Origin of the sequence: Lentzea sokolovensis, from assembly GCF_033949975.1 — a bacterium.
Classification (GTDB): Bacteria; Actinomycetota; Actinomycetes; order Mycobacteriales; family Pseudonocardiaceae; genus Lentzea; species Lentzea sokolovensis.
Genome location: NZ_JAXAVU010000009.1, coordinates 835,360 through 858,904, shown reverse-complemented (window position 1 = coordinate 858,904; position 23,545 = coordinate 835,360). Strand labels below are relative to the sequence as shown.

20 protein-coding genes are annotated in these 23,545 nt (G+C 66.6%); 7 read left to right on the top strand and 13 right to left on the bottom strand.

The window, feature by feature from the left end:
* Positions 1–125: 125 nt before the first annotated feature.
* The 7 genes from SK854_RS21750 (at position 126) to SK854_RS21720 (ending at position 3,679) form a co-directional block, all read left to right on the top strand.
* Entirely contained in the window at positions 126–599 is a 474-nt protein-coding gene (locus tag SK854_RS21750) for a hypothetical protein (RefSeq protein WP_319976914.1), read from the top strand.
* On the top strand, positions 596–1,045 hold the full coding sequence (locus SK854_RS21745) for an LppU/SCO3897 family protein (RefSeq protein ID WP_319976913.1): 450 nt from the start codon (positions 596–598) through the stop codon (positions 1,043–1,045). Before SK854_RS21750 ends, SK854_RS21745 begins: the two co-directional genes overlap by 4 nt.
* A gap of 104 nt (positions 1,046–1,149) precedes the next feature.
* A complete protein-coding gene (locus SK854_RS21740) occupies positions 1,150–1,974 on the top strand; it encodes a phosphotransferase family protein (RefSeq protein WP_319976912.1) in 825 nt (274 codons plus the stop codon).
* A gap of 40 nt (positions 1,975–2,014) precedes the next feature.
* The gene (locus tag SK854_RS21735; RefSeq protein ID WP_319976911.1) at positions 2,015–2,323 is read left to right on the top strand and encodes a TFIIB-type zinc ribbon-containing protein; all 309 of its coding nucleotides are present in this window, start codon (positions 2,015–2,017) and stop codon (positions 2,321–2,323) included.
* Positions 2,324–2,412: 89 nt separating this feature from the next.
* Entirely contained in the window at positions 2,413–2,859 is a 447-nt protein-coding gene (locus SK854_RS21730) for a hypothetical protein (RefSeq protein ID WP_319976910.1), read from the top strand.
* Complete coding sequence (locus SK854_RS21725) at positions 2,856–3,293, top strand: hypothetical protein (RefSeq protein WP_319976909.1); 438 nt, start codon at positions 2,856–2,858, stop codon at positions 3,291–3,293. Before SK854_RS21730 ends, SK854_RS21725 begins: the two co-directional genes overlap by 4 nt.
* Before the next feature lie 104 nt (positions 3,294–3,397).
* Positions 3,398–3,679: a DUF4287 domain-containing protein gene (locus SK854_RS21720; protein WP_319976908.1), complete on the top strand. Its 282-nt coding sequence runs from the start codon at positions 3,398–3,400 to the stop codon at positions 3,677–3,679.
* 759 nt (positions 3,680–4,438) lie between these two features.
* Here SK854_RS21720 and SK854_RS21715 read toward each other — a convergent pair.
* The 13 genes from SK854_RS21715 to SK854_RS21655 all read right to left on the bottom strand — a co-directional run bounded on the left by SK854_RS21715 (position 4,439) and on the right by SK854_RS21655 (position 23,419).
* On the bottom strand, positions 4,439–8,335 hold the full coding sequence (locus SK854_RS21715; protein WP_319976907.1) for a DNA-directed RNA polymerase subunit beta': 3,897 nt from the start codon (positions 8,333–8,335) through the stop codon (positions 4,439–4,441).
* 100 nt (positions 8,336–8,435) lie between these two features.
* Positions 8,436–11,921, bottom strand: coding sequence for a DNA-directed RNA polymerase subunit beta (rpoB, locus tag SK854_RS21710; RefSeq protein WP_319976906.1), 3,486 nt, complete (start codon positions 11,919–11,921; stop codon positions 8,436–8,438).
* A gap of 593 nt (positions 11,922–12,514) precedes the next feature.
* Positions 12,515–13,309: a hypothetical protein gene (locus SK854_RS21705; RefSeq protein ID WP_319976905.1), complete on the bottom strand. Its 795-nt coding sequence runs from the start codon at positions 13,307–13,309 to the stop codon at positions 12,515–12,517.
* Positions 13,310–13,396: 87 nt separating this feature from the next.
* Positions 13,397–13,897 (bottom strand): hypothetical protein, encoded by a 501-nt coding sequence (locus tag SK854_RS21700; protein ID WP_319976904.1) that lies wholly within the window; start codon positions 13,895–13,897, stop codon positions 13,397–13,399.
* A complete protein-coding gene (locus tag SK854_RS21695; RefSeq protein WP_319976903.1) occupies positions 13,897–15,126 on the bottom strand; it encodes an MlaD family protein in 1,230 nt (409 codons plus the stop codon). Before SK854_RS21695 ends, SK854_RS21700 begins: the two co-directional genes overlap by 1 nt.
* Positions 15,123–16,262: an MCE family protein gene (locus SK854_RS21690; RefSeq protein ID WP_319976902.1), complete on the bottom strand. Its 1,140-nt coding sequence runs from the start codon at positions 16,260–16,262 to the stop codon at positions 15,123–15,125. Before SK854_RS21690 ends, SK854_RS21695 begins: the two co-directional genes overlap by 4 nt.
* On the bottom strand, positions 16,259–17,425 hold the full coding sequence (locus SK854_RS21685; protein WP_093606333.1) for an MCE family protein: 1,167 nt from the start codon (positions 17,423–17,425) through the stop codon (positions 16,259–16,261). Before SK854_RS21685 ends, SK854_RS21690 begins: the two co-directional genes overlap by 4 nt.
* Positions 17,422–18,423 (bottom strand): MCE family protein, encoded by a 1,002-nt coding sequence (locus tag SK854_RS21680; protein ID WP_319976901.1) that lies wholly within the window; start codon positions 18,421–18,423, stop codon positions 17,422–17,424. The genes SK854_RS21685 and SK854_RS21680 overlap by 4 nt, the downstream gene beginning before the upstream one ends.
* Positions 18,420–19,451, bottom strand: coding sequence for an MCE family protein (locus SK854_RS21675; protein ID WP_319976900.1), 1,032 nt, complete (start codon positions 19,449–19,451; stop codon positions 18,420–18,422). Before SK854_RS21675 ends, SK854_RS21680 begins: the two co-directional genes overlap by 4 nt.
* On the bottom strand, positions 19,448–20,764 hold the full coding sequence (locus SK854_RS21670) for an MCE family protein (RefSeq protein ID WP_319976899.1): 1,317 nt from the start codon (positions 20,762–20,764) through the stop codon (positions 19,448–19,450). The genes SK854_RS21675 and SK854_RS21670 overlap by 4 nt, the downstream gene beginning before the upstream one ends.
* Positions 20,761–21,570 (bottom strand): MlaE family ABC transporter permease, encoded by an 810-nt coding sequence (locus SK854_RS21665; RefSeq protein ID WP_093606336.1) that lies wholly within the window; start codon positions 21,568–21,570, stop codon positions 20,761–20,763. Before SK854_RS21665 ends, SK854_RS21670 begins: the two co-directional genes overlap by 4 nt.
* Positions 21,570–22,355: an MlaE family ABC transporter permease gene (locus tag SK854_RS21660; RefSeq protein ID WP_319976898.1), complete on the bottom strand. Its 786-nt coding sequence runs from the start codon at positions 22,353–22,355 to the stop codon at positions 21,570–21,572. Before SK854_RS21660 ends, SK854_RS21665 begins: the two co-directional genes overlap by 1 nt.
* Complete coding sequence (locus tag SK854_RS21655; RefSeq protein ID WP_319976897.1) at positions 22,352–23,419, bottom strand: ABC transporter ATP-binding protein; 1,068 nt, start codon at positions 23,417–23,419, stop codon at positions 22,352–22,354. Before SK854_RS21655 ends, SK854_RS21660 begins: the two co-directional genes overlap by 4 nt.
* Positions 23,420–23,545 lie beyond the last annotated feature (126 nt).

Sequence of the window (23,545 nt, the reverse complement as noted above, 5' to 3'; positions counted from 1 at the left end):
GGTCGGGCACGAGTAGCAAAGATACCCGCCCACGTCTACCTGGGTCAAAACGGGGGTACCGCACCCGCACCTGCAGTAGACATTGCCCGCGGCAATCAGGCTACTCGTGTGACGGAGAACCCGCTTTGAAGCTCAACCTGCTGGCCTACGGCCTCATCGCCCTGGTGCTGGTCGTACCCGGTTACTTCATCATCGGCGACATGTTCTCGGAGCCCGAGGTGGGTGACTGCGCCGAGCCGATCAGCACGTCGGACGGCAAGTTCGACATGGACGAGACCAACTGCACATCGCCCGAGGCGGCATATCGGCTCGTCAAGCTCGAGATGAAGAAGTCGTGTCCACAGGGCGACTACCTCGTCCAGACGGCCAGCCGGGCCGGCAAGCCCGCCGGCCTCAAGCACTACTGCTTCGTGCTCAACGCGAGTGAAGGCGACTGCCTCAAGCGGGGCAGCGCGTTCCACGAGCGCGTCGCGTGCGGCACAGGCGGATCCCAGAGGGTGTCGAAGGTCACCGCTTCTACCGACCGATCGGTGTGCGGTGACCGCGAGGCGCGCACCTATCCCGACCCCGCCATGACCGTCTGCCTGGAGAAGCCGTGAAGGTCGTCCTGCTCACCGTGACCCTGGTTCTCGCCCTGTCCGGGTGCTCCGGCTGGCAGGAGCAGGCCGGCGTCGGCGAGTGTGCGAAACAGGTCGACCTCAACGACACGAACGTCGAGATGGCCGAAGTGGACTGTTCGTCAGAGGAAGCCGTCTACCGCGTGTCTTCGCGTGAGCGACGCACGATGTGCCCGCCGGGTGACTACCTCACGGAGTCGTCGGGACGGTCGAGGACGAACGGCAAGACACGGCTCTGCTACGTCCTCAACGTGCAGGAGGGCGACTGCCTCAAGCCGGTCAACCAGTACTTCCAACGCGTGACGTGCGACGCCGGGACGCGCAAGGTCACGAAGGTCGTCGACGGCCAGTCCGACCGTGCGCTGTGCAACGGGGACGACGCGAAGACGTACTCGCAGCCGGTGAAGACGATCTGCATCACGAACTGAGCCTGAGACCGCGATCTGGTTGCGGCGCAACGAACTCCCGGTATCGCAAGACGATGCGGCAGCCACCGCCAGGTGATGACGAACGGACCTGATTCACTGTGCGCGTGGACGACCTGATCGCGGCAATGGCCTCGCTGACCGGCTCTTCCGCCACCCCCGAGGTGCTCGGCGGCGACCGCGGTGACGTCGTCGTGGTGCGCGTTGGTGACGTGGTGGCCAAGGCGCATCCCGCGGACACCGACGTGGAGGCGTTGCGGCAGCGGGTGGAGATCGCGGCGACGTATCCGGAGTTGTTGCTGCCGCCGGTGAAGCCGTTGCAGTTCGTGGACGACCGGCCTGTCACGGTGTGGCCGTACGGGACGCCGGTGAGTCAGGAAGATCCCGACGCCGCACCGTGGGAGGAGAGCGCGGCGCTGCTCGCGAAGTTGCACGAGTTGCCTGTGCAAGGACCCGCGGCCGGTACGCCGGAACGGATTGTTCGGGCTATTCAGGCGTTGCCGCCGGAGTTGCCGCATGCCGATGTGGTGTTGCGTGCGTTCGAAGTCTTGCCGCCGTTGGACACGAACGGCCGTGCGTTGATCCACGGTGATTGGCACCTCGGGCAGCTTGTGCACCGGGGGGCCTGGCGACTCATCGACGTGGACGATCTCGGGGTCGGCGATCCGGTGTGGGACCTGGCGCGACCTGCGGCTTTGTTCGCCGCGGGGGTGCTGCCCGCCGACCTGTGGGCGCGGTTCCTGAACACCTACCGTGAAACGGGTGGTGTGCCTCTGCCGACAATGGAATGGGAAGCACTCAACATCCCGGCTCAGGCGTACGTTGTGCAGATGGCAGCGCGGGCACTCGTGTCCGGGTTGCAGGCAGTGGAACCGCTGGTTGAAGCCTGTCGTCGGATCGTCGCGACGCACGAGAGCAGTGACCGCGGCTAATATCGTTTTTGTCCGGTCCCACCGCAGGAGGCTCACCACGATGCAGTGTCCCAAGTGTCATGCGAACATGCGCACGTTCGACCGCATGGGCGTTCACATCGAGCAGTGCGACGGCTGCCGCGGAGTCTTCCTGGACTACGGCGAGCTCGAGTCGATCACGCGCCTCGAGGCCCAGATGCAGGCCCCGCCGCCTCCCGTCGCGCCGCCGCCCGCCGCCTACCCGCAGCCGGCTCAGCCCGCCTGGGGTGCCGCGCCGCAGCAGGTCCACCACCACCACGGCGGTCACGCCGGCTACGGCTACGGCCACCGCAAGCACCGCGGCCTCGGCGGTCTCTTCTTCTCCTCCTGAGTGCGCGACGGCCCCGGATCTCTGGTCCGGGGCCGTTGACGACTACCGAGAAATAGGTGGATAATCGGTAGTCAACGGGAGGAGTAGCCATGTCTGTCGCGACCGAGGCCGCCCACATCCGCGACCTCTTCGACACGATCGAGGAACTCGAAGCCGTCGCGTCATCCCTGTCAGAAGACGACGAACGCCGCCACCGCCTGGACGGTGTCGTGGCCAAAACCCTCCGCCAGGCCCCGCCAGTACGTCCCGTGGTGGCAGGCGAACTCCTCGACCTCACCGAGAAGACGGTGAAGGCCTGGGCCCGAGAAGGCGTACTGGCCATCCACAGCCAAGAACCGCGCATGCTCCTCGACACCGTGCGCCTGCACGAGGTCCTCCACCTCGTCTCCGACCTCCGCCGCGCAGGCAAGACCCGCGGCCTGATCGACGAAGTCCACCGCCGCCTGAGCGACCAGTCACTGCTGGACCGCCAAGACCTCGCCAACTCCCTGGACGAGATGCGCAGCGGCAGAGGACGGGTGGTCCGCCCGGTTTGATCGAGGTAGTAGAAACCCCCACCGCACAAGCTCAGGCCAACGGCCTGCGCGGCAGAGCCCGCGTGGCCTACGAACGCTTCCTGGACGAACTGGCGCACTCAGGCTGCGCCGCCCTGGGCTACCGCGTAACAGGCCCAGAACCACTCCCACGCCTGTGCGTGAAACACCTGCGAGGCGCCGACCGAGTGGTGGTCGCCTTCCCCTCCCCCGAAGTCGTGTGGGTGCTCCTGGTGGGCCCACACGACGACGACCCGGGCCTGGACCTCTACGAGGCCCTCTACGAGATGGCCGGCGTCAGACCACGCCTCTCGGAAAAGCGAACCAAACCCCGCTGCTGCACCGACGAGTCCGGTATCCCGCCCCTGGTGGACGAGCACCTGGTGGACGACCTGGTGATCCGCGCCCGAGCCATGGCCCGCGCCCGCCGCCGCTGACCGAACGCTCTCAAGCGTCCTGCGACCAGACCTCACCGACAAATTTTCTTGTCAAGACAGCCCGAGTTGTCCTACGCTCTGTTCACAGACGAACGGAGACCACGATGTCCTTCCAGGCCTACCTCGACGGCGCGGAGAAGAAGACCGGCAAGACCCCGGCAGACCTGCTGACGGAGGCGGCGGGCCGCGGATACGACGGAACCACCAAGGCAGGCGTGTTCCTGGAGTGGCTGAAGACCGACTACGACCTGGGCCGAGGCCACGGCATGGCGCTCTACCACGTGCTGAAGAACGGCGCGCAGATCAGCGAGAAGCACGTGGGCACCACCGGCAGCCACCGAGACGAGTCGACAACGCTCCGCCTGGACGGCATCGCCAACCGCTGACACGGCAGGCCAAAGCAGGGGTCCCCTTGGATTCAGCGTCCCCCGCGACCCAACGTACAGAGCAGGTCTGACACTCCCGCGAGAGCGAGAGCGAGAGCGAGAGCGAGAGCGAGAGCGACAGCGAGAGCGAGAGCGACAGCGAGAGCGACAGCGAGAGCGACAGCGAGAGCGACAGCGAGAGCGACAGCGACAGCGAGAGCGACAGCGGGGCGGGGGCGAAGGCAGCGCCTGACCGCCGCGAAGCCGAAGGGAAGGCGGGCGAGACGAGACGAGACGAGACGAGCGAAGGGTAGGGGCGACAGCACGAGCGTGCGTCGTGGCACGCGCCCAACCGCCCGCGAAGCCGAAGGCGAAGGCGAGCCGTCCTTACCGAGCGGGCCCGGCGGTGGGGTCCCGTCACGAGTCGCACCACAGCTCTTGCTGCACCTGGAGATGGGTGTCAAACCGCCACGCTTTTCGGCGGTTTGACACCCATCTCCAGGTGTGGCCCGCTCTTGGTTCGGCTCGTGACGGGACCCCACCGCCAACGCAACCCAACTACGCAACAGGCAGCCGCCCAACGCAACAGGCGTGCCATCAACCCGCCCGTGGCGCCCTCCCCCCGATCAGATTGCCGGGGGTCTGGGGGCAGAGCCCCCAGGGGAACCACGCAACAGAACCCGCCGCCCGCAAGCCAGCCACCCGAAAACCCAGCGACCAAACAAAACGGCCCCCAGAGCCAAAGCTCCAGGGGCCGTTCAGCTAAATCAGCCAGACCAACTACCGGTAATCCCGACCGAAGTCGTAGTCATCCAGCGGCACCGCGGCACCAGTTCCAGTACCGAAGACGTCAGGCGTGTAGTACCCGTCGTCGTAAGAAGGAATCGCGTAAGCAGCAGCCCGCGCCTCCTCAGTCGGCTGAACCTGGATGTTCCGGTACCGGTTGATACCCGTACCAGCCGGGATCAACTTACCGATGATCACGTTCTCCTTGAGACCGATGAGCTTGTCCGAACGCCCGTTGATGGCAGCGTCGGTCAGAACCCGAGTGGTCTCCTGGAAGGAAGCCGCCGACAGCCACGAGTCCGTAGCCAGCGAGGCCTTCGTGATACCCATCAGCACCGGACGACCGGCGGCCGGCTCGCCACCCTCGGCGACGACAGCGCGGTTGCCGGACTCGAAGTCCGCGCGCTCGACCAGAGATCCGGGGAGGAACTCGGTCGCACCGGAGTCGATGATCGTGACCCGGCGGAGCATCTGCCGGACGATGACCTCGATGTGCTTGTCGTGGATCGCCACACCCTGGGCGCGGTACACCTTCTGCACTTCGCCCACGAGGTGCAGCTGCGCCTCGCGCGGGCCCATGACACGCAGGACCTCGTGCGGGTCGGGAGTACCTTCCAGCAGCTGCTGGCCGACGGACACGTGGTCGCCGTCCTGCAGCGGGCCGGTGGCCGTGTTGGCGAGACGCTGACGCTTGGACAGCTTCTCGAACACGATCTCCTCGGAGCCGTCGTCCGGGATCAGCGTGATCTTCCAGAAGCGGTCGCCGTCCTCGATGCGGACGCGACCGTCCACGTCGGCGATCGGCGCCTTGCCCTTCGGGACGCGGGCCTCGAAGAGCTCCTGGACACGGGGCAGACCGGTCGTGATGTCGTCACCGGCCACACCGCCCTGGTGGAACGTACGCATCGTCAGCTGCGTGCCGGGCTCACCGATCGACTGGGCGGCGACGATGCCGACGGCCTCGCCGACGTCGACCAGCTGGCCGGTCGCCATCGAGCGGCCGTAGCAGGACGCGCACACACCGACCGGGGACTCGCAGGTCAGCACCGAACGCACCTTCACGCGGACGATGCCGGCCTCGACCAGCGACACGAGTGCCGGGTCGCCGAGGTCGTCGCCGCGGTTCAGGACCAGGTTGCCCTGCGCGTCGGTGATGTCGTCCGCCACCGTGCGGGCGTAGACCGAGGTCTGCGCGAACTCGTGCATGCCGACCTTGTCGCCCAGCTGCTCGCCGACGGTCATCTGCACGCCACGGGTGGTACCGCAGTCGACCTCGCGGATGATGACGTCCTGCGAGACGTCCACCAGACGACGGGTCAGGTAACCCGAGTCGGCGGTACGCAGCGCGGTGTCGGCCAGACCCTTACGAGCACCGTGCGTCGCGATGAAGTACTCGAGCACCGACAAGCCCTCGCGGAACGAGTTCTTGATCGGGCGCGGGATGTACTCACCCTTCGGGTTGGTGACGAGACCACGCATACCCGCGAGCGAACGGACCTGCGTCATGTTGCCGGCGGCGCCGGACTGCACGATGACGCGGATCGAGTTGTCCTCGGGGAAGTTGTCTTCCATGATCTCGTGGACCTGCTCGGTGGCCTTGGTCCACACCTTGACCAGCTCGGAGTTGCGCTCGTCGTGCGAGAGCTGACCGCGCTGGTAGCGCTTCTCGACGGCGTCCGCGAGGCGCTCGTGCTCCTCGAGGATGTCCTGCTTCGCCGCGGGCACGAGAACGTCCGAGATCGCAACGGTCACACCGGAACGGGTGGCCCAGTGGAAACCGGCGTCCTTCAGCTTGTCCAGCGTCCGGGCGACGGTGACCATCGGGTACCGCTCGGCGAGGTCGTTGATGATGATGGCCTGCCGCTTCTTGGGCATGACCTCGTTGATGAAGGCGTAGTCCTGCGGCAGGATCTCGTTGAACAGCACGCGACCCAGCGTGGTCTCCGCGAGCCACGGCTGACCGGGCTCCCAGCCTTCGGGCTCCTGGCCCTTGGGCGGGTTCTTGTCGGAGACGCGGATCTTCACCATCGACTGCAGGCCCAGGACCTTGCGGTCGAACGCCATCAGGGCCTCGGCGGGCGACGAGTACGAGTGACCCTCGCCGATGTCGCCGACCTTGTGACGGGTCAGGTGGTACAGGCCCGTCACCATGTCCAGACGCGGCATGGCCAGCGGCTTGCCGGACGCCGGGGACAGGATGTTGTTCGACGACAGCATCAGGACGCGGGCTTCAGCCTGCGCCTCGGCGGACAGCGGCAGGTGGACTGCCATCTGGTCACCGTCGAAGTCGGCGTTGAACGCTTCACAGACCAGCGGGTGCAGCTGGATGGCCTTGCCCTCGACCAGCTGGGGCTCGAAGGCCTGGATGCCGAGGCGGTGCAGCGTGGGTGCGCGGTTGAGCAGCACCGGGTGCTCGGTGATGACCTCTTCCAGCACGTCCCACACGGCCGGGCGCGCACGCTCGACCATCCGCTTGGCGGACTTGATGTTCTGCGCGTGGTTGAGGTCCACGAGCCGCTTCATCACGAACGGCTTGAAGAGCTCCAGGGCCATCTGCTTGGGCAGACCGCACTGGTGCAGCTTGAGCTGCGGGCCGACCACGATGACCGAACGGCCGGAGTAGTCGACGCGCTTGCCGAGCAGGTTCTGGCGGAACCGGCCCTGCTTGCCCTTGAGCAGGTCGGACAGCGACTTCAGCGGGCGGTTACCGGGACCGGTGACCGGGCGGCCGCGGCGGCCGTTGTCGAACAGCGCGTCGACGGCCTCCTGCAGCATCCGCTTCTCGTTGTTGACGATGATCTCGGGCGCGCCGAGGTCGATCAGTCGCTTCAACCGGTTGTTGCGGTTGATGACGCGGCGGTACAGGTCGTTCAGGTCGGACGTCGCGAAACGGCCACCGTCGAGCTGCACCATCGGGCGCAGGTCCGGCGGGATGACCGGGACGCAGTCCAGGACCATGCCCTGCGGGTTGTTGCGGGTCGCCTGGAAGGCGGCAACGACCTTGAGGCGCTTGAGCGCACGCAGCTTCTTCTGGCCCTTGCCGCTGCGGATGGTCTCCCGCAGGATCTCGGACTCGGCGTCGACGTCGTAGTCACCCAGAAGCTTCTGGATGGCCTCCGCGCCCATGGCACCGGTGAAGTAGTCGCCGTAGCGGTCGTACAGCTCGCGGTAGAGCAGCTCGTCCGCGATCAGCTGAGCGCGCTCGAGCTTGGTGAACGTGGACCAGATCTCGTCGAGGCGGTCCAGCTCGCGCTGGGCGCGGTCGCGGAGCTGGCGCATCTCACGTTCGCCGCCCTCCTTGACCTTGCGGCGCACGTCGGACTTGGCACCCTCGGCCTCGAGCTCGGCCAGGTCGGCCTCGAGCTTCTGGGCGCGGGCCTCCACGTCGGCGTCACGACGGTTCTCGACGCGCTTGCGCTCGACCTGCATCTCGCTCTCGAGCGTCGGCAGGTCGTTGTGGCGCAGCTCGGCGTTCACGCCCACGATGACGTAGGCGGCGAAGTAGATGATCTTCTCGAGGTCCTTGGGGGCCAGGTCGAGCAAGTAGCCCAACCGGCTGGGGACGCCCTTGAAGTACCAGATGTGCGTGACCGGAGCGGCGAGCTCGATGTGGCCCATGCGCTCACGACGCACCTTCGCACGGGTCACCTCGACGCCGCAGCGCTCACAGATGATGCCCTTGAAGCGCACGCGCTTGTACTTGCCGCAGTAGCACTCCCAGTCCCGGGTGGGACCGAAGATCTTCTCGCAGAACAAGCCGTCCTTCTCAGGCTTGAGCGTGCGGTAGTTGATGGTCTCGGGCTTCTTGACCTCGCCGAAGGACCACTGGCGGATGTCGTCCGCCGTCGCGAGTCCGATGCGGAGCTCATCGAAGAAGTTGACGTCGAGCACGTCTACTCTCTTCCCCTTTTTAGATCGGTGGCAAAGGAGCTGGTCGGAGGGCCGGTGAAGGGGACGCGGGAGGCATCCCCTTCACCTGCCGGCGAGGTGACTAGTTGACGACGTCGTCCACGGAGGGCGACTCGGACCTCGACAGGTTGATGCCGAGGTTCGCGGCCGCGCGCTCCAGGTCCTCGTCGTCGCCGTCGCGCATCTCGATCGCGGCACCGTCCGAAGACAGGACCTCGACGTTGAGGCAGAGCGACTGCAGCTCCTTGAGCAGCACCTTGAAGGACTCCGGGATACCGGGTTCCGGGATGTTCTCGCCCTTGACGATGGCCTCGTAGACCTTCACGCGGCCGAGCACGTCGTCGGACTTGATGGTGAGAAGTTCCTGCAGGGTGTATGCGGCGCCGTACGCCTGCATCGCCCAGCACTCCATCTCACCGAAACGCTGACCACCGAACTGCGCCTTACCACCCAGCGGCTGCTGCGTGATCATCGAGTACGGGCCGGTCGAACGCGCGTGGATCTTGTCGTCCACCAGGTGCAGCAGCTTCAGGATGTACATGTAGCCGACCGACACGGGGAACGGGTACGGCTCGCCGGAGCGGCCGTCGAAGAGCTGTGCCTTCCCGTTCTCCTTGACCATGCGCTCGCCGTCGCGGTTCGGGATCGTCGAGCCGAGCAGGCCCGTGATCTCCTCTTCCTTCGCGCCGTCGAACACGGGGGTCGCGGTCTTGGTGCCGGGCTCGACATCCATCAGGTCCTCGGACAGGTTCTTCGCCCAGTCCGGGTCCCCGTTGATGCTCCAGCCCTGCTTGGCGATCCACCCGAGGTGGGTCTCCAGCACCTGGCCGATGTTCATACGCCGCGGCACACCGTGCGTGTTCAGGATGATGTCGACCGGCGTGCCGTCCTCGAGGAACGGCATGTCCTCCGCGGGGAGGATCTTGCCGATGACGCCCTTGTTGCCGTGGCGGCCGGCGAGCTTGTCGCCGTCCTGGATCTTGCGCTTCTGGGCCACGTAGACGCGGACGAGCTCGTTCACGCCCGGAGGCAGCTCGTCGTCGTCCTCACGCGAGAAGACGCGGATGCCGATGACCTTGCCGTACTCACCGTGCGGCACCTTGAGCGACGTGTCGCGAACCTCGCGCGCCTTCTCACCGAAGATCGCGCGGAGCAGGCGCTCCTCCGGCGTCAGCTCGGTCTCGCCCTTGGGCGTGACCTTGCCGACGAGGATGTCGCCGGGCTGGACCTCGGCACCGATGCGGATGATGCCGCGCTCGTCCAGGTCGGCCAGGACCTCTTCGGAGACGTTCGGGATGTCCCGGGTGATCTCCTCGGCGCCGAGCTTCGTGTCGCGGGCGTCGATCTCGTGCTCCTCGATGTGGATCGAGGTGAGAACGTCGTCCTGCACGAGGCGCTGCGACAGGATGATCGCGTCCTCGTAGTTGTGGCCTTCCCACGGCATGATCGCCACGAGCAGGTTCTTGCCGAGCGCCATCTCGGCGTTCTCGGTGCAAGGACCGTCGGCCAGGACCTGACCCGCCTCGATCCGGTCGCCCTCGTTGACGATGGGCTTCTGGTTGATGCAGGTGCCCTGGTTCGAGCGACGGAACTTGTGCAGCGCGTAGGTGTTGCGCGCACCGTCGTCGGCCATGACGGTGATGTAGTCGGCGGAGACCTCCTCGACCACACCCGTCTTCTTCGCGACGACGACGTCACCGGCGTCGACGGCTGCGCGCAGCTCCATGCCGGTGCCGACGAGCGGCGACTCGGAGCGGAGCAGCGGCACGGCCTGACGCTGCATGTTCGCACCCATCAGGGCGCGGTTCGCGTCGTCGTGCTCGAGGAACGGGATCATGGCGGTCGCGGCCGACACCATCTGGCGCGGCGAGACGTCCATGTAGTCGACGTCGGTCGGGTCGATGAACTCGACCTCGCCGCCCTTCTTGCGGACCAGGACGCGGTCGTCGGTGAAGTTGCCGTCCTCGTCGGTCGGCGAGTTCGCCTGCGCCTTGACGAAGCGGTCTTCCTCGTCCGCGGTCAGGTAGTCGACCTGGTCGGTGACCCGGCCGTCGGTGACCTTGCGGTACGGCGTCTCGATGAAACCGAACGGGTTGACCCGCGCGTAGCTCGAGAGCGAACCGATCAGGCCGATGTTCGGGCCTTCCGGCGTCTCGATCGGGCACATGCGGCCGTAGTGCGACGGGTGGACGTCGCGGACCTCCATGCCGGCGCGCTCACGGGACAGACCACCGGGACCCAGCGCCGACAGGCGGCGCTTGTGGGTCAGACCCGCGAGCGGGTTGGTCTGGTCCATGAACTGCGACAGCTGCGAGGTGCCGAAGAACTCCTTGATCGCCGCCACGACGGGACGGATGTTGATCAGGGTCTGCGGCGTGATGGCCTCGACGTCCTGCGTGGTCATGCGCTCGCGGACGACGCGCTCCATGCGGGACAGACCGACGCGGATCTGGTTCTGGATCAGCTCGCCGACCGTGCGGAGGCGACGGTTGCCGAAGTGGTCGATGTCGTCGACCTCGACGGGAACGTCACCGCCGGCGGCGGCGTCCATCATCGTCTCGCCGGCGTGCAGGCGAACGAGGTACTCGATCGTCGTGACGATGTCGTCCTCGGTGAGGACACCCGTGTTGATCTCGGTGTCCAGGCCCAGCTTCTTGTTGACCTTGTACCGGCCAACCTTCGCCAGGTCGTAGCGCTTGTCCTTGAAGAACAGGTTCTCCAGCAGGGCCTGCGCCGACTCCTTCGTCGGGGGCTCGCCCGGACGCAGCTTGCGGTAGATGTCGAGCAACGCCTCGTCGGTACCCGCGGTGTGGTCCTTCTCGAGCGTGGTCAGCAACGTCTCGCTGAACGCGAACCGCTCGCGAATCTGCTCCGTGCTCCAGCCCAGAGCCTTCAACAGCACCGTCACCGGCTGGCGACGCTTCCGGTCGATGCGGACACCGACGGTGTCGCGCTTGTCGACGTCGAACTCCAGCCAAGCACCCCGGGACGGGATGATCTTGACGCTGAAGACGTCCTTGTCGGTCGTCTTGTCGACCGCGGTGTCGTAGTACACACCGGGCGAGCGCACGAGCTGGGAGACCACCACGCGCTCGGTGCCGTTGATGATGAACGTGCCCTTGTTCGTCATCATCGGGAAGTCACCCATGAACACCGTCTGGCTCTTGATCTCGCCAGTGGTGTGGTTGGTGAACTCCGCCGTGACGAACAACGGTGCCGCGTACGTCATGTCCTTGTCCTTGCACTCTTCGGTCGAGGCCTTGACCTCGTCGAAGCGCGGGTCGGAGAAGGACAGTGACATGGAGCCGGAGAAGTCCTCGATCGGCGAGATCTCGTTGAGGACCTCTTCGAGGCCGCCCGTCGGGGTCTCGTCGCCGGCGTCGACGCGGCGCTGGAACCACGCCTCGTCGCCGGTCAGCCACTCAAAGGACTGGATCTGCAGGTCAAGCAGGTTGGGCGTCGAAAGCGGCTCGTTAATCTTCGCGAACGAGACCCGCTTCGGCGCTCCAGGGATCCCCGACGTGGAGTTGGTCGCAGCAGTGGCCTTGGTCGCGCGAGAGATCGCCAAGATGCGTCCTTCCAGGGACAAATAGCTGGCTAGAGCGAACTAGCACGGCTGTCAAGGGTGCGGCGCTGCTCGACTAATCCACGCTCTCGGCGAAGGGCAAGCGGAAAATGGGCAGCGCAAAGGGGCAGTCTAGCCACACGCACGGCGACTGTCGAGAGGCACCTGGAAGGACCCTCCTCTTGCTCACCGACAGAGTGACCCTGCATGAGCGCGCAGTCAAGATGTTGCGGGCTGATCCACCCTCTGGATGGAGCGCTCTTTCCTTGAAGTCACCCATTTGACCTGCACAAACACGTGTACGGCCGTTTTGGTGGGAAGTTGACGGCTTCAAGTGAACTTACAGAGCGCCACAGGATTTGCTGTGACCGAGATCACGCGTGTCGGGGCTGGCGGAGGGGGTCTCAGCGGTGCTTCTGGGGCTGGTTCGACGACCTCACAGCGGAGTTGATCTTAGAGGACGAAGATCAGATACCCGCCACCGGCCCGCCCCAAACGAGATGGGTGAGGCGGGGGGGACCAGGTCTCAGGTGACATCCGCGTCTGAGCCGCAGACCGCGCGTTGTCGAGCAGTTTCGCGGCGGACGCGTCCAGGGTCAGCATCCCTGCAACTGGCGATTCTGCTCCGCCGTCGCCCCGAACATCTCCATGTTGTCGATCTTCCAGCGACCGCCGTCGTCGATCGCGCTCACGCGGAGCATGGCGGTGCCGCCGCCCGACTGGTTGTCGGTGGTGCGGGTGGTGACCTGGTCGGCGAAGACCAGGACGGTGGCTCGTCCGTCCTTGAGGGACGACACGGCCGAGGACACCACACGGACCGTCACGACGAGCTTCTGCTGCGGTGCCACTTCCTTCACCGGGCCGAACACGGCGTTGTACTGGCACAGGGCCTTGCCGGTGAGCAGCTCCTTGGCCGCCTTCTCGGTGGACTCCACGTCGGCGAAGTTGTACGAGAACGACTTCTCGACGGCCTCGCGGATCTGACCGTTCACCGCCGAGGTGGTGGCTGAGTCGACCAGGGCGGCGTCGTAGGACACCGACCGCGACTTCACCAGGAAGAACGTGCCCAGGCCCGCCAGCAGGAGCCCCACGAGCACCAGCGCCACCGGCAGCACCCAGGCCACCTTGCCGGTCTTCTGGGCGGGCTTGTCGCCGGCCGGCTCGGTCTCCTCGACGGCGACCGGCTCGGACTTCTCCGCGGCGGCCTTCTTCTCAGGAGTGGCCGGCGGAGTCCAGTCGAGGGCTTCCGGGGCCTTGAGCTCTGCCTCTTCGGCCACCGGCTCCGGCACGACCTCCGACGGCGCGGCCTCCCGCGTCACATCCTCGACCGCGGGCTCCGCGGCCGGCTCGACCGCGGGGTCGGCGGCCGCGCGCCGGTTCAGGCCGGCCACCTTCGGGCGGCCTCCTGCGGGCGGAGTGGGGATCGGGCGGCGGCGGGATGGAGGCACGTGCACTCGTTCCAATCAGCTCTGGCGGACTCAGACGCCTGCCCGCAGCGGACCCAGCTGGCTCAGCTTCCAGCCGTCCTCGGTGCGGGTGAGCTTGGTCAGGTACCGGTTGATCTTGGTGACCTTCTGCCCCTCGGCGGGGGTCACGGTGCTCTCGACGACGGCGATCATCGACGCGTTGCCCGCGCGGTCGTCCAGTTCGGTGATCGCGGCGTCCAGGACCTTCGACGTCGTCACCGACTTGGCGTCGACCAGCTGCTTCTTGCGCGAGTCCTTGTCCTTGTCGATCTCCGCGCGCAGGTCGCCGGTGGACGAGTTGAGCCAGCGCTGGAGGTCCTCGTCGACCTTCTTGTAGTCCAGGGTCAGGAAGTTCGTGATGCCGACCTGGCCGGACCGCAGGGCGTCGTCGCGCGTGGCGGCGTACGAGGACTCCGACGAACTGGCCGCGGAGTACCAGATGAAGCCGCTGAACACCGCGAACACGAACGCCACCACCGCGAAGACCGCGGCGACCACCGTGAAGACCCGCACTACTTCTTCTCCTCTGGCAGACCCAGCAGCTGACCGAGCGACGTCAGCAACGGCACCTCCGGCGCGGCCTGGCCTGTTGTCGGTTCCTGGCCCGGCTGCGTCGTCGCGTTGCCGACCGGCGTGGTCGGCGTTCCACCGTACGGCGCATTCTGCGAGCCTCGCACCGAGGTCGCCGACCCGCGCGCGAGAGCGCAGTACGCCTGCGTGTTCAGCGGCGCGGCCGAGGTGTCTCCACCGGGACGGATGGTCGTGCCCTCGTATCCGACCGTGCACGGCATCGGGTCGAACACGTTCAACGCGAGCCCGAAGTGCGCCGACCCGTCGCCCGGCGCCACGGAGAACCCGCCGCCGACGGCGATGGGGTACGTCACCGCGATCTGTTCCAAACCATCGCGCCTGGTCACGAGGATGTTCGACGTGGTCAGCAGGTTCGCGAAGACCACCCCGAGGTTCGGCCCGCTCTCCTTGAGCAACGCCGACACCTGCTCGGACGCCGGCGGCACGGCCACGATCAACCGCCGCAGGTCACCGTCGGAGGCCTTCAGCTGCTCGGCGAGCAACCGCAGGTCACCGCTGAACGACCGGATGGCGCCACCGGAAGCGGCCTGCGTGGCCAGCACGATCCGCCCGTCCTGCAGCAGCTGCGTGGTCTGCGGCAGGTGTTCCTTGGCGGCCGCGGTGAAGGCCGCGGTGTTGTCGATCAGCACCTGCAGGTCGCCACCGGTCCCGCTGAACGCCGTGTGCAGCTCGTCGACGACAGTCCGCAGCGAGTCCGTGGGCACCGACGACGCGAAAGCGTCCAAATTGGACAGCAGCCCGTCGACGGGCGGCGGCGTCTTGGTGGCCGAGCGCGGAATGACCGACCCAGCCTCCAGGTACGGCGCGCCGTCGCTCTTCGGCCGCAGGTCGACGTACTGCTCACCGACGGCCGACCGGTTCGCGACGACGGCCTCGGTCTCGGCGGGCACGCGCGGCGCGTCCGAGTCGAGTTCCAGGTCGACCTCGATGCCGTCGGACGTCAGCCGCAGCTGCCCGACCCTGCCGATCGTCACGCCGCGATAGGTCACCTCGGCGTTGGTGAAGATGCCGCCCGAGTCCGCGAGTTGCATCGTCACGACCGTGGACGCCGACTTGAACAGACCGACGTAGGTCGCGCTGACGTACGAGATGCCCAGCAACGCGACCAGCACGAACGCGCCGATCTTGAGCTTCGTCGACCGCAGGATCACTTGCGACCACCTCCCAGCAGCCCGCCGAGCAGGTCGCCCAGCCCGGACCCGGTGCCCTGCCCGAGGTTCGGCAGCGGGATGTTCGGCATCGGCAACGGCGTGCCCTGCGACGGGATCAGCGAGTCGATCGGCGACTGCCGCGACCGCCCGAGGTTGTCGAGCACCGTGCCGAGGTTCAGGTCGAGGTCGATGAACGCGTTGGTGTAGTCGCCCTTGATGCCGTCGACCGCCTCGTCCGGGAACGGGTAGGTCAGCAGCAGCTCCAGCGACTTCGGCAGGTTCTGCCCCGACTCGGCGAGCTTGGTCAGCGTCGGCTGCAGCGCCTTCAGGTCCGCCACGATGTCGTCACGGCTCTTGTTCACCGTGTCCGTCGCGACGTCGGAGAGCTTGTCCAACGACTGCAGCAGCGTCACGAGCTGCGTGCGCTGCTCGGCCAGCACCTTCAGACCGGGCTCCAGGTCCGTCAACGCCACCGCGATCTTCTCGCGCTGCTGCGCCAGGGTCCCGGCCAGCCGGTTCATCGAGTCGAGCGCGCGGACGATCTCCGCCTTGTGCTTGTCGAGTTCCCCGACGAACGTGTTGAGGTTGCCGAGCAACGAGCGGATCTCCTTCTCGTTGCCCTGCATCGCCGCGTTGAGCTCCTTGGTGATGTTCTGCAACTGCGCGACACCACCGCCGTTGAGCAGCATCGACAACGCCCCGAAGACCTCTTCGACCTCGGGGTTCCGGTTGGTCCTGTCCAACGGGATCGTGGCGTTGTCGGCGAGCTTCCCGGAAGCGTCCTTGGGTTTACCCAGCTCCACGAACTTCTCGCCCAGCAACGCGGACTGGCGCAGCTTCGCGAACGCGTTCGCCGGAAGCTGCACGTCGCCGTTGACCAGCATGGTCACCTCGGCGGTCCAGCCGTCGCCGGCCAGGTCGATCTGCTCGACCCGCCCGACCGGCACGTCGTTGACCTTCACGCCCGCCTGCGGCACCAGGTCCAGCACGTCCTTGAACTGCGCCTTGACCCGGTACGGGTGATCACCGACGTCGGCGCCACCCGGCAGCGGCAGGTTGTAGACGCCGTCGAACCCGCCGGAACCACAGCCCGACACGAGCAACAACGCCGTCAGCCCTACGACCAGCTTCCTCACTGGGGCACCCCCGCGAGCGGCAGGGGCAACGGCAGCTTGCCCGCGTTCAGGTCGCTGATGATCTCGGCCGGCGGCTTCAGCGGAATCGCGCCGGTCAGGATCGGCTCCAGCTGCTTGCAGGTGTTCGTCAGCACCGGCGGCACGTTGTTCGGCGTCGCCTGCTGGATCAGCTTGCAGATCAGCACGATCGGCGGCTGGTTCAGCTCGTTGATGTTCGCGCGGGTGTCGAGCGTGCCGGACGCCGCGTTGTAGGAGTTCTGCAGGTTGCCCAGGGCAAGCGGGGCGACGTCGAGCGTCTCGGCCAGAGCCGCCCGCTGGTTCACCAGCACCTGCGTGATCGAGGCGAGCTTGTCCACATTGGACTTGAGCACCTCGCGGTTGTCCTTGATGAACCCCTGCACGAGTCCCAGCGCGGTCGCGAGCTCGCTCAAAGCCGCTCCCAGATCGCCGCGTTCGTCCGCGAGCATCTTCGACACGTCCGCGAGCTGCTTGTTGAAGTCGCGCACCTGGCTGTCGTTGGCCGCCAGCATCGCGGTGAACTTCTGCAGGTTGTCGACGGTGGCGAACAGGTCCTCTTTGGACCCCGACAGCGTGCGGGTGGCCTGGCCGAGGTTCTTCAACGTGTCGTTGAGCGCCTGACCGTTGCCTTCGAGGTTCGCGGCCGCCGAGTTCAGCAGGTCCGCCAACGCTCCGTCGGCGTTCGCTCCGTTGGGGCCCAGCGCGGTCGTGAGCTTGTCGAGCGACGAGTACAGCTCGTCCAGCTCGACCGGCGTCGCGGTGCGCTCGCGCGGGATCACGGCGTTGTCGGCCAGCGTCGGCCCGCCGGTGTAGGCGGGCGCGAGCTGCACGTACCGGTCGCTGACCACGCTCGGTGAGACCACGACGGCCTGCGCGTTCTCCGGCACTCGCACGTCGCGGTCGACGGTGAACACCACCTTGACCGTCTTGCCCTCGGGCGTGACCTCGTCGATCGTGCCGACCTTCACGCCCAGGATCCGCACGTCACCACCGGGGTAGACGCCGACGGCCGCCGCGAAGTGCGCGGTGACCTTGCGCCCGTTCATCCCGTTGAAGACCCACCAGAGCCCCGCCGTGACGACCAGCGCGAGCACACACGCGATCGCGATGAACCGCCCGACCTTGCTGTTCGCGACTTCAGTCATCGCTGCACCCCCGGAGGCAGGCAGCCTTCCTCGTTGAACCCGACGACGCCGAGATTCACCGAGGGCGGCAGCAGACCGCAGATGTAGGTGTCGAACCACCGGCCGTTGCCCAGGGTGTTCGCGAACACCCGGTAGAACGGCGCCATCAGCGCGAGGCTGCGGTCGAGGTTCTCCTGGTTGCGCTCCAGGATCGTGGTGACGCGGCCGAGCTGCTCCAGCGCCGGCTTGAGCTGGTTCTGGTTGTCGTTCACCAGACCGCTGAGCTCACGGGAGAGGTCGCGCGTGCCGGTCAGCAGGGCGCTGATCGACTCGCGGCGCTTGCGCAGCTCGCCGAGCAGCAGGTTGCCGTCCGACAGGAGCTTCTCGAACTCCGCGTTGCGGTCCGCGAGCGTCTTGGTCAGCTGCCTGGTGTTGTCCAGGAGCTTCGCCAGCTGCTCGTCGCGCGAGGAGATCGTCTTCGACAACGCGGACAGGCCGTCCAGCGCGCCCCGGACGTGCTCCGGCGAGTTCTTGAAGGTGTCGGACAGGACCGTGAAGCTGTCCGCGAGCTGCTTGGTGTCGATCTGCCCGACCGTGGTCGCGAGCCCGTTGAACGCCTCGTTCACGTCGTACGGCGCGAGCGTGCGTTCCTTCGGGATCGGGTTGCCGGGCGAGAGCGGCTGGGTGCCCTGCGGGTCCAGCGCCACGAACTTCTGGCCCAGCAGCGTCTTGATGCGGATCATCGCGGTCGTCCGGTCGCCCACCCAGGCGTCCTTGACCTTGAACGTGACCCGCACCTTGTCGCCGTTGAGCTTGACCTTGGTGACCTTGCCGACCTTCACGCCGGCGACGCGGACCTCGTTGCCCGGCACCAGTCCCGCGGCCTCGCTGAAGTCCGCGGCGTAGCTCGTGCCACCGCCGACGATCGGCAGGTCGTCGGAGTAGAATGCGGCCAGCAGCAGCAGGGCGATCAGGGTCAGGCTGATCGCGCCGGTCCGGATCGGGTTGGAAGTCTTCATCGGCGGCACCTCTGCTGTGTCACCGGCAACGCCGTGATCGGGATCGGGTTGTTGATGACCGGCGGCACGGCGACCTGGCCGCTGGCCTCGCACAGGTAGAAGTTGAACCACGAGCCGTAGGTCGCGGTCCGCGTGATCGTCTCCAGCTTGTTGGGCAGGCGCTGAAGCATCTGGTCGACCAGCACCTCGTTGTCCCCCAGCGTCTTCGAGACGATGCCGAGCTGCGCGATGTCGTTCTTCAACGGCTCGCGGCCCTGCTCCAGCAGCCCGGAGGTGGCCTGCGTCAGGTCGCCGAGCGCGGTGATCGCGTCACCGATCGGCTGGCGGTCCTGGGCGAGCCCGGAGACCAGCGTCTGCAACGTGATCACGAGGTTGTTGAAGTCCTCGTCGCGCGAGTTCACGGTCTCCAGCGCGGTGTTGAGGTTGTCGACGACGTCGCCGATCACCTTGTCCTTGCTGGCCAGAGTGCTGGTCAGCGACGCCGTGTGCTGCAGCAGGCTGTCGATGGTGCTGCCTTCTCCCTGCAGCACCTGGATGATCTCGAACGACAGCTTGTTCACGTCGTCCGGCGACAGCGCCTGGAAGAGCGGCTTGAAGCCGTTGAACAGCACCGTCAGATCCAGAGCGGCCTTGGTGCGCTCCAACGGGATCGTGCCGCCCTCGGCCAGCACCGCCTTGGTGTCACCGGTGCCGGACTCCAGCGCGATGTACCGCTGTCCCACCAGGTTGCGGTACTTGATCGTCGCGGTCACGGCCTCGGGAAGCTTCCGGTCGCCGTCGATCGAGAACTCCACCTCGGCGGTCTTGCGATCGACGACCTTGATGCCGTCGACCTGCCCGACGCGGACGCCGGCGATGCGGATGTCGTCGCCCTCGTTCAGCGCGGTGACGTCGGTGAACTGGGCCTTGTACTCGGTGGCACTGGCCAGGTTCACGTTGGCGATGGTGATCGCGAGCAGCGACGTGGCGAGGATCGTGACCACCGCGAAGGCGATCAGCTTGAGCAGCGGAGCGAGCACGCCCTTCACTTGACCGTCACCTCCGTCCCGCGAACCAGTGGCCCGAGCAGCAGGCTCGACCAGCCGGGCATGTCCTGCGGGTCGACGCCGACGCGCGGTCCGAAGAGAGCCGCGATCAACCTGGCCTCCTCCGGCGAGTTGGCGAGACGCAGCACGTCAGCGGACTGCGGCACCGTCACGTTGCCCGCGTTGGCCGGCGGCAGGACACCGTCGTTCGCGACGCGGGCGGGTGGCGGCGAGCTCGACCCGTCCTGCACCGGACCCTCCGGCGGGTACTGCGGGAACGGGTTCGGCCGCGGGATCAGGTCGTAGCAACGGGGACCGCGCTTGTCCTTGTACTCGGGCTCGTCGAGGTTCGGCTTGTACTTGCCGCGGTTCTGCGTGATCTCCAGCGTGATGTGCAGGCCGGGCTCGTTGGTGCCCTCGCCGAACGCCTTGCTGATCACCGGTTCGAACTCCGCGAGTCCCTTGAGCAGGCACGGGTACTCGGGCGCGTACTTCGCGAGCAGCTCCAGCGTCGGGCGGCTGGTGTCGGCGAGCGCGATGATGTTGTTCTTGTTGACCGTGACGAAGCTGGTGACGTCCTGCGACGTCGTGGTCAGCGACCCGTAGAGCGCCAGCAGGTTCTCCCGCTGGTCGACGACGGTCTTGGTCGTCGTGGTCATGTCGTTGAGCGCCTGCAACAGGTCCGGCGCGGCGTCCGCGTAGACGTTCGAGACGTCGGCGAGCTTGGAGATGTTCTCCTTCAACGCGGGCAGCTGCGGGTTGAGCTCACCGAGGTAGGAGTCCAGCGACACCAGCGTCTCGCCGAGCGGCTTGCCGCGGCCGTCGAGAGCCTGCGACAACGCGGTCAGCGTGGTGGCGAGCTTCTCCGGCTGGATCGCCTGCAGCACCGGCATCAGGTTGTCCAGCACGCGTTCGAGCTCGATCGCACTGCTCGTCCGGTCCTGCTCGATGACGGCGCCCTGCGTGATGGCCGCGCTCTTCTGCTGCGGCAGCACGAGGTTCACGTACCGCTCACCGAACAACGTCTTGGGCAGCAGTCGCGCACTGACGTTGGACGGGATCTGCTCGACCTTGTCCGGCAGCAGCGCCAGCTCCAGCTCGGCGCCTTCGCCGCTGGTGCGGACGGCCTTCACCGACCCGACGATCAGCCCGCGCACCTTGACGTCGCTCGCGGTCTGCAGCTGGTTGCCGATGTGGTCGGTCTTGAGCGTGACCTTCACGTAGTCGCCGAAGGCGTCCTTGTAGAGCGCCACCGTGAGCGACAGGAACATGGCGATCGCGAGAAGAAAGGCGATGCCCAGCACGCGTTTCCTCATCCGGCGATCCTCACCGTCGTCGTAGCGCCCCAGATCGCGAGGCTCAGGAAGAAGTCGAGCAGCGCCGTCGTGACGATCGCGGTCCGCACCGCGCGCCCGACCGCCACACCGACACCGGCCGGACCGCCGGAAGCGCGGTAGCCGTAGTAGCAGTGGGTCATGATGATCACGACCGCGAAGACCAGCACCTTGCCGAACGACCAGAGCACGTCGATCGGCGGTAGGAACAGGTTGAAGTAGTGGTCGTACGTACCGGCTGACTGCCCGTAGAACTCCACGGTGATCGTTCTCGCCGCCAGATAACTCGTCAGCAACCCGATCACGTACAGCGGAATGATCGCGACGAACCCGGCGATGATCCGCGTCGTCACCAGGAACGGCAGGCTGGGGATGCCCATGACCTCCAGCGCGTCGATCTCCTCGGAGATCCGCATCGCGCCGAGCTGAGCCGTGAACCCAGACCCGACCGTGGCACTAAGAGCCAGCCCAGCGACCAACGGCGCAATCTCACGAGTGTTGAAGTAAGCGGAAACGAACCCCGCGAACGCACTCGTGCCGATCTGGTTGAGCGCCGTGAATCCTTGGAGGCCAACCACGGTGCCGGTGAACACGGACAGCCCGACCATCACGCCGATCGTGCCGCCGATGACCGCGAGCGCTCCCGACCCGAAGCTGACCTCGGCCAGCAGCCGCATCGTCTCCTTGGAGTACCGCTTCAACGCGCGGGGCGTCCAGGCCAGCGCCTTGATGTAGAACGACAGCTGGTCGCCGAACCCGTCCAGAGTGGACAGCACCTTGTTCGCCATCAGCTCCCCTTCGCGGGCACGACCTGCAGGTAGATCGTGGTGAGGACGAAGTTGACGAAGAACAGCAGCAGGAACGTGATGACCACGGCCTGGTTCACCGCGTCACCCACGCCCTTGGGCCCACCGGCGGGGTTGAGCCCCCGGTAGGCGGCCACGATGCCCGCGATGAACCCGAAGATCAGTGCCTTCAACTCACTGATCCACAGGTCCGGCAGCTGCGCCAACGCGGAGAAGCTCGCGAGGTAAGCGCCCGGCGTGCCGTCCTGCATGATCACGTTGAAGAAGTAGCCACCGAGCACGCCGACGACGCTGACCATGCCGTTGAGCAGCACGGACACCAACATCGCAGCAAGCACCCGCGGCACCACGAGCCGATGGATCGGCGAGACTCCGAGCACTTCCATCGCGTCGATCTCTTCGCGAATCGTCCGCGAGCCGAGATCCGCACAGATGGCCGAGCCACCGGCCCCCGCGATCAGCAGCGCCGTCACGATCGGACTGGCCTGCTGAATGATCGCGAGCACGCTGGCCGCACCCGTGAACGACTGCGCACCGATCTGCCGCGTGAGCGACCCCAGCTGCAACGCGATGACCGCGCCAAAGGGAATCGACACGAGCGCCGTGGGCAGCACCGTCACGCTGACGATGAACCAACTCTGCTGAATGAACTCGCGAAGTTGGAACGGCCGCCGGAACGTGGTCCGCACGACGTCGATCCCGAGCTGGCACAACTTCCCGGTCTCCCGCAGCGCACCGGCGCCGGGGAACGAGGTCTGCGTGGTCACAGCACACCACCCTGCCGAGGCCAGGGGCTGGGCGTGGGCGCAGCCGCCGGCGCACCGGCGTGCACGCCGTACCGCACCTGCTCCTCAGTGGTGAGGCTCTCGATGATCCCCTGCTGAGCCTGGTAGGGCAGCTGATGGATGATCGACATGACCCGGTCCTTGCGCCGCCGCACAGCATCCCGGAACGGCAGCCCAGGAGTCGGCTCGATCTGCGGGATGATCCCCCGGACGTCCTCGGACGTGGACCCGTCCGAGTGCCCGGCGTCCGCGTGCGCCTGCTCGGCCGCCATCGTGGCCGTGTCCTTCTCCTCGGACATGCCGATGGGCCCGAGCCGCCGCCCGTTCAGAAACTGCTCGACAACGGGCTCGTCGCTGGTCAGCAACACCTCGCGCGGCCCGAACATGACGAGCTCGCGCCGGAACAACATCCCCAGGTTGTCCGGCACGGTACGAGCAATGTTGATGTTGTGCGTGACGATCAGAATGGTCGCGTCGATCTGGGCGTTCAGGTCGATCAGCAACTGACTGAGGTACGCCGTGCGAACCGGGTCCAACCCGGAGTCGGGTTCGTCGCACAAAATGATCTCGGGGTCGAGCACCAGCGCACGGGCAAGACCAGCCCGCTTGCGCATACCGCCGGAGATCTCACCGGGCAGCTTCTTCTCCGCCCCGACGAGACCGACCATCTCCATCTTCTCGAGGACGATCCGCCGAACCTCGGCCTCCGTCTTGCGAGTGTGCTCCCGCAGCGGAAACGCGATGTTGTCGTACAGGTTCATCGACCCGAACAACGCACCGTCCTGGAACAGCACGCCGAACATCTTCCGAATCTCGTACAACCGGTGCTCAGAGCACCGCACGAGATCCGTCCCATTGATAATGATCTTGCCTTGCTCCGGCTTGAGCAGCCCCACCAACGACTTCAGGAACACGCTCTTGCCGGTACCGGAAGGCCCGAGCATCACGCTGACCTCACCCGGCGGCAACGTGAGCGTGACGTCCTGCCAGATGGTCTGCTTGCCGAAGGACTTGGTCAGACCCTCGACGACCACCTCGACGCCCATCCGCACCTCCGCACACGCCCGAGGACGCCGCAGCGATCGGCGTCACACCTGGGCAACGAGTTCGTTCGCGGCAGGTTACTCACCAGTTGGCCTAATGGCGGTTGCGTTCAGATAACACCACACAGG